This window comes from Streptomyces palmae (genome assembly GCF_004684805.1).
In the GTDB taxonomy this organism is placed as follows: domain Bacteria; phylum Actinomycetota; class Actinomycetes; order Streptomycetales; family Streptomycetaceae; genus Streptomyces; species Streptomyces palmae.
Map to the genome: position 1 here is coordinate 1 of NZ_SRID01000373.1, position 6,688 is coordinate 6,688.

The window sequence follows — 6,688 nt, forward strand, 5'->3', positions numbered from 1 at the left end:
GGCAGCATCAGATGGGTATAAGAGACAGGGCGACTCAGGGTGGGTGACTCGCTGGACTTCTGGCGTGTCGAGGAGATCGAGCCCGGGCACCTGCTGCGGCTGCGCGCCGAGATGCGGCTGCCCGGTCTGGCCTGGCTGGAGATGTACGCCGAGCCCGATGGACAGGGCCGGGCGCGCTACCGGCAGCGGGCGCTGTTCCATCCGCACGGCTTCCTGGGGCACGCGTACTGGTGGAGCGTGTCACCGTTCCATGCCGTGGTGTTCGGCGGCATGGCCGGCAATATCGCGCGAGCCGCCGCGGGGCTGCCCTCGCGCCGCGAGAGGCGCCCGCGACGCCGGGCTCGGGGCGGGTCCCGGTAGGGCCGGGGGCATGGCCCGGCCGGCCGGGGTCGCCGAGCCGGACTGGTTCACCACCAGCCGCTTCGCAGCACTTCGCCCCGCCGACCACACGATCGGCGGGGCGAAGCGGGCAGGCCCGAAGTCAACCATCCCAGCGTTCGGCGGACGGGGCCTGGGGATCCCCTACCAGCCGGGCGGCGGCGACCTACTCATTCGGGCGCTCGAGGCCGCCGCCCGGAGGGGCAGTGCTGAGGAGCGGGGTGGCTCAGGCCGCGTGGGCCGAGTCCGTCTGGTCGGGCACGACGGACCCGTCGTCGCGCAGGAGCGGGCCGAAGCCGCCCTCGGGACGGTTCCAGGCGGCCGTGGAGCACGGGTAGGCGCCCTGCTTCTGCGGGAGCGGCTCTATGAACATGGGGTTGGCGACCCAGCGCCCGTCCGCGTTGTCGTAGGCGCGGCACATGATCTCGTTCTTGTTGCGGTTGAGGACGAGGTGCGCGCCGGTCGCGTCGCCGACGAAGGTCACGTCGGTGTCGGCGTCACCGCCGCCCAGCGCGATCCGCTTGTCCCAACGCTGCTTCTCCCAGGCCGCCTTCCCCTTGATGTGGAAGATCTCCTGGTTGATCCAGCAGCGCTTGCCGTCGATGTACGGGATGGCCTCGCCCTTGTTGACCGGGACACCGCCGCAGCCCTCGTTGTACGGGGTGATGCGGCCGCGCTCGTCGAGTACGGAGCGGATGGCGATGGTGTGCTTGCGGTCGATGCCGACGCCCTTGGACCACACCTCGGTGACCGGTTCGGAGCCGGCGGAGACGATGTAGACGTCGAACCCGGCCTGCTGGAGCGTCCGGATCAGGTCGCGCTGCTGCTCGTAGTAGCGGACGTAGCCGGGGATGGTGTGCGTGCCCAGCTTCTGGGTGGCGCCGACGGGTGCGGCGAGGGCCTCCTCGCGGGCGGCGGCCGCGTACGACTCCAGTTCGGGGACGGTGTGTCCGGCGAAGAGCTGCGGTACCCAGGCGTACTGGGGCACGGTGTGCCGGTGGTCCCACTCTCCGGAGAAGGCGGCCGCGCCGCTCATGGTCTTGCCGGACTCACGGATGTTGAAGATCTCGTCCGTGCAGTCGGTGTCGGTGGAGGTGGGCAGCGGGGCGCCGACAGGGACGTCGGTGCCGCAGGCGGCGGTGAGCGCCCGGTCGGCCTCCTCGGTCATCCACTTGCTGGAGTCCTTCCAGCTCGCGGGCCGGAGGATCTTGTCGTGGCGCAGGGCCCAGGCGATGGTCGCGTCGGTGACGTCGTTCTTGGAGACGGTGTTGTCCCAGTCGAACGCGGCGACGGGGCGCGGGCCGTGATGGCCGTTGCAGGTACCCCGTTCGTCGATCATGCGCTGGAGTTTCGCCCGGTTCTCCCCGTACCAGGGCAGCTTCGCCGAGAGCTGCGGGCAGTCTCGGGAGGCGGTGGGAGCGGACGGTGCGGACGTGGTGGCGGCCGCGGGAGTGGTCAGGGTCGCAGCCGCCATGAACGCGGCGGCCGCGGCGGAAGCCCACGCGGAAACGAGTCTGTTACGCATGCGAGTGGACCGTACATCAATCTCCGGGAGGTTAGGCACCGTCCTGACCATCTTTGATGCCGGTAACCTGCGACGCGGACCGTTTCGGTGAACGTGGTCCCTGAGACGGGACGGCATGGGCCGTCCGTCTACGGCTGGTTCGGACCTACGGTACGGCGGACCAGCTGACGGCGGGTCACTCGAGGACAGGCGAGTTCGCTCATCGGAAGCCGCCGAAGACCGGCTGACGTTCCGTCGGGCGGCGAGGATGCGAACTGCCCCGTTCTGCGGCGTGATCGCGCCGACCGCAATGCCGGTCCGGGCGCGTGGCCGATCCATGCCTTGGCCCAGGACATACCCATGCGTGGGGGCGCGTCTGTGGTGCCATCGGTGAGGATGCAGTGCTGTGACCGGGATGGTTCACCGTGATCGGAAGGCGACTCGCGGGACGAGCGCACGCGAAACGGCTGGTATTACTGGGGTATGCAGGAAGAGATTGCACGCTCCGCGATCGACACGTTCATCTCCGCGTTCAACGCCTCGGACGACAGCTATGTGACTGCCCTGCTCTCCCAGGCTCTGACCTCAGACGTGGTTTTCTGGGGGCCGTTGGGTCGCAGCGAAGGAATCGCGGCGGTCGAGCGGTTCGTGCTGGACATCCGGCGCCACCCGGCGGGGACCGGCACGATGGTGCGCTGCTCGGCGGTGGACATGCCTGGCGAGTGGGCCCGGTACCAGTGGGTCTTCACCACGCCGGATGGAGGTCCCCGCCTGGCGGGAACGGACGTCGTCCATCTGCGGCGGAGCCTCATCGACCAGGTCATCGTCTTTGCAGGGGAGATCGAACCATCCGCCTTTTGAGTCATCCTTCCGTCTCTGTCCTTCTCCTGAACTTGCCCCCTTCGGCGCTCGGGGGCTGCGTTGCGCGGTTGGTCAGGCTGCGGTGTTGAGGGGGCGTCCGCCCCAGCGGATGCCCTTCTCGCCGTGGGCGCGGGCGCGTTCCCTGCGCTGGGCGGTGAGTACGTCGGGGTGGCGGGCGTCGGTACCGCGCCAGCGCGGGTAGCGGTGGAGTTCCTGGGTTTGCGCGGGGTGGCTGCGGTGGTGGGAGTCGGCCAGGGGGAACTGCCGCAGCGGCCGAAGTGGGCCTCGATGGGATGGGCCCAGGAAGCGTAGGTCGGGGTGAAGCACAGCTCGACCTTGTCCTTCTTCGCCCAGCGACGGATGTCCGCGCCGGTGTGGGCGGAGAGGCTGTCCAGGATGATGTGGATCGGGGCGCCGTCGAGTCGGGCGGCGCGGATCGACTTGAGCGCGGCCAGGACGTCGCCGCACATCCAACCGCCACGACCGCCAACCCGCCTATGCGGTCACAGCACCAGGTCGCCAGGCCGAGGCCGGCCTATGCGCGGTGAGGTCGTCGATGGCCTCGGCGGCGGCCGGGATGTGAATGCCGGCTGGTCGGGGCGGCATCGGTGACCAGCCGGGGCAGCGCGGCGAGCAGCCGCTCCGGGGCCAGCTCGCCGGGCGACTCCGGCAGGTCCAACAGCCCACCCCAGGTCAGCGGATGCTCCAGCGCGGCCACCCGGCCCAGGCCCCACACCTGAGCCTGCACCGAGGACGGCGGGGCCGCCTCCTCGCCGACGGCCACCGCGCCCCGGGTGGCGCACCACAGCGGCGCGTCGAGGCCCGCGTCCACCAAGGCCTGGAGCAGGGTCAAGGTGGCCGTCAGCCCGGTGCTCACCGCGGAGCCCGGCGCGTACCGGCGCTCGTCGAGCGGCAGCAGCGACAGCACCCCCTCGGGGGCGGCGTCCTCGTCGGCCGACGCGCGCAGCACGGCGGTCAGCTCCAAGCGCTCGGCGTCCTGGGCCACCACCAGCCGCCGCACCCGGCCGCCGGCCGCCGACAGCGCCCGCTCGCAGGCCGCCGGCCAGTCACCGGCACCCTCGGCCGGCTCCACCAGCAGCCAGTCACCCGCCCCCGAGCCGCCCGGCTCGGCGAGCGGCTGCCAGCCGATCCGGTAGCGCCAGGAGTCCACCGCGGACTGCTCCCGGCGCTCCCGGTACCAGCCGGAGAGCACCGGCAGCAGCGCCCCCAGTGAGGGCCGCCGCCCGTCCTCCTCACCGATGCGCAAGGTGGCGGCGAGCGCCGGAAGGTCCTCCTCCTCGACCGCGCTCCAGAACCGGGCCTCCGCCCCGCCCACCGCCTCCGGCGCCGGATCGGGCACCGCGTCCGGCAGCCAGTACCGCTCCCGCTGGAAGGCATAACCGGGCAGGTCGACGGTGTGCGGCGCGGGGTCGGCGGTGAACCAGGGCCGCCAGTCCACCGGGGACACCGTGTGCAGCCGGGCCAGCGCGTGAGCCAGCTCCTCGGCCTCGGGCCGGGTGCGGGACAAGGTCGGCACCAGCAGCGGCCGACGCGGCTCTTCGGAGGCCCGGTCGCCGGCGAGCGCGTCCAAGGTGTGCTGTACGGCCGGCAGCAGCACCGCGTCCGCGCCCAGCTCGACGAAGACCCCGGTGCGCGGGGCGGCCTGCGCCACCGCGGGGTGGAACCGGACGGGCCGACGAATGTGCTGGACCCAGTAGTCCGCGCCCGCGATCTCCTCCCCGGCCGGCTCCCCGGTGACGTTGCTGATCAGCACGGTCCGCGGCCGGTGGTACGCCAGCCCGCCGATCGCCTCGGCGAAATCCGCCAGCGCCGGCTCCATCAGCGGGGAGTGGAAGGCGTGGCTGACGGTCAGCTCCTTGATCCTGCGGCCGCGCTCCCGCCACGCGGCGCCGATCCGCGACACCGGCTCGGCCGGGCCCGAGACCACCGTGCTGGTGGGCGTGTTGAGCGCGGCCACCGCGACCTCGCCGCCGTACCGGGCGAGATCCGCGGCAAGCTCCTCGGCGGTGGCCTCGATCGCGGTCATCGCCCCACCGGAGGGCAGCCGCCCCAGCAGCGTGGCCCGCGCGGCCACCAGTCGGCAGGCGTCGGCGAGCGAGAACACCCCGGCCGTGTACGCCGCGGCGACCTCCCCGACGGAGTGGCCGATCACCGCGTCCGGCCGCACCCCGCAGGCGTCCAGCAGCCGCACCAGCCCGACCTGCAGGGCGAACAGCCCGGCCTGGGTGTAGGTGGTGTGGTCCAGCAGCCCGGGCTCCGGCCGGCCATGGAGGACCACCTCCCGCAGCGGGTGCTCCAGATGCGGATCGAGCAGCCCGCACACCTCGTCGAAGGCGGCCGCGAAGACCGGGAAGCGCTCGTACAGCCCGGCCCCCATCCCCACGCACTGGCTGCCCTGCCCACCGAAGAGGAAGACCCGCCAACCGCCGGTCGCGGCCGTCGCGTCGCGACACACCACCGCCGGATGGCCCTCCCCGGCCGCCAGGGCGCGCAGCCCTTCCGCCAGCTCGCTCCGATCCCCGCCGACCACCACCGCCCGATGGTCGAGCCGCGCCCGGGTGGCCACCAGCGACCAACCCACCTCGGCCGCCGACCACCCCGGCTCGACCGCGATCCGCCGGGCCAGAGCCTCGGCCTGCCCGCGCAGCGCCCGGGGGCTGTGCGCCGACAGCACCCAGGGCAGCACCCCGGCCTCCGAGCCCGCACCGGCGGACTGTGCCGCCGGCCTCCCGGAGAGGCGCACCGTCTCCGGCCCCGGCGCCCCGGCCTGCTCCTCCTGCGGCTCCGGCACCGGCGCCTGCTCCAGGATCAGATGCGCGTTGGTCCCCGAGATGCCGAAGGAGGAGACCCCCGCTCGGCGCGGACGGCCCGTCTCCGGCCAGTCCACCGTCTCGGTCAGCAGCCGCAACCCACCGGTGTCCCAGTCGATGTGCGGACTCGGCTCATCGATGTTGATGGTGGCCGGCAGCAGACCATGCCGCAGGGCCAGCACCATCTTGATCACACTCGCCACGCCCGCGGCCGCGTGGGTGTGCCCGATGTTCGACTTGATCGAGCCCAGCAGCAGCGGCCGGTCCGCCGGCCGTTCCCGCCCGTACGCGGCGATCAGCGCCTGGGCCTCGATCGGGTCGCCCAGGGTGGTGCCGGTGCCGTGCGCCTCCACCGCGTCCACCTGGTCGGGGGCGAGCCGGGCCTGGGCCAGCGCCTGCCGGATCACCCGCTCCTGGGCCACCTCACTGGGCGCCGTCAGCCCGTTGCTGGCGCCGTCCTGGTTGACGGCGGAGCCGCGGATGACGGCGAGGATCTGGTGGCCGTTGCGCCGGGCGTCGGAGAGTCGTTCCAGCAGGACCAGGCCGACGCCTTCGGAGAAGCTGGTGCCGTCGGCCGCGGCGGCGAAGGGCTTGCAGCGGCCGTCCGGGGCCAGCCCCCGCTGCCGCGAGAACTCCACGAAGGCGGTCGGTGTACTGAACACGGTGACCCCGCCGGCCAGCGCCAGGGTGCACTCGCCCTGCCGCAGCGCCTGGCCCGCCATGTGCATCGCCACCAGCGAGGCCGAACAGGCCGTGTCCAGCGTCACCGCCGGCCCCTCGAACCCGTAGGTGTACGCCACCCGGCCGGACACCACACTGGAGAGCCCGCCCGTGGTCGCGTACCCCTCGAAGCCCTCCGGAACCTGCGGCAGTCGCGACAGGTAGTCCTGACTGGACACCCCGGTGTAGACGCCGGTGGGTGTGCCTTTGAGGGTGGTGGGGTCGATGTGGGCGTTTTCGAGGAGGTGCCAGGAGGTTTCGAGGAGGAGGCGTTGTTGGGGGTCCATGGCGAGTGCTTCGCGGGGGCTGATGTTGAAGAAGGGTGCGTCGAAGGTGTCGGCGTTGTGGAGGAAGCCGCCGTGTCGGGTGTAGGTGGTGGTGGGGTGGTCGGGGT

3 protein-coding genes and 2 pseudogenes are annotated in these 6,688 nt (G+C 72.5%); 2 read left to right on the forward strand and 3 right to left on the reverse strand.

Annotated elements, in window-relative coordinates:
- Positions 1 to 30: 30 nt before the first annotated feature.
- Positions 31 to 360 (forward strand): annotated as a pseudogene (locus E4099_RS26960) (DUF2867 domain-containing protein); the annotation flags it as partial.
- 244 nt (positions 361 to 604) lie between these two features.
- Here E4099_RS26960 and E4099_RS26965 read toward each other — a convergent pair.
- Positions 605 to 1,903 (reverse strand): HAD family hydrolase, encoded by a 1,299-nt coding sequence (locus E4099_RS26965; RefSeq protein ID WP_135341733.1) that lies wholly within the window; start codon positions 1,901 to 1,903, stop codon positions 605 to 607.
- Between the two features lie 462 nt (positions 1,904 to 2,365).
- Here E4099_RS26965 and E4099_RS26970 point away from each other — a divergent pair, with 462 nt between their 5' ends.
- A complete protein-coding gene (locus E4099_RS26970) occupies positions 2,366 to 2,743 on the forward strand; it encodes a nuclear transport factor 2 family protein (RefSeq protein WP_135341734.1) in 378 nt (125 codons plus the stop codon).
- 72 nt (positions 2,744 to 2,815) lie between these two features.
- Here the strand turns inward: E4099_RS26970 and E4099_RS26975 are convergent.
- Positions 2,816 to 3,204: pseudogene (locus E4099_RS26975) on the reverse strand (transposase); the annotation flags it as partial.
- A gap of 74 nt (positions 3,205 to 3,278) precedes the next feature.
- Positions 3,279 to 6,688, reverse strand: a 3,410-nt coding sequence (locus tag E4099_RS26980) for a type I polyketide synthase (protein ID WP_135341735.1), incomplete at its 5' end; no start/stop codon positions are given.

Bases quoted from the DNA above. Each gene is read 5' to 3' on its own strand.
- E4099_RS26965 (WP_135341733.1), bottom strand. From the start codon at position 1,903: ATGCGTAACAGACTCGTTTCCGCGTGGGCTTCCGCCGCGGCCGCCGCG.
- E4099_RS26970 (WP_135341734.1), top strand. From the start codon at position 2,366: ATGCAGGAAGAGATTGCACGCTCCGCGATCGACACGTTCATCTCCGCG.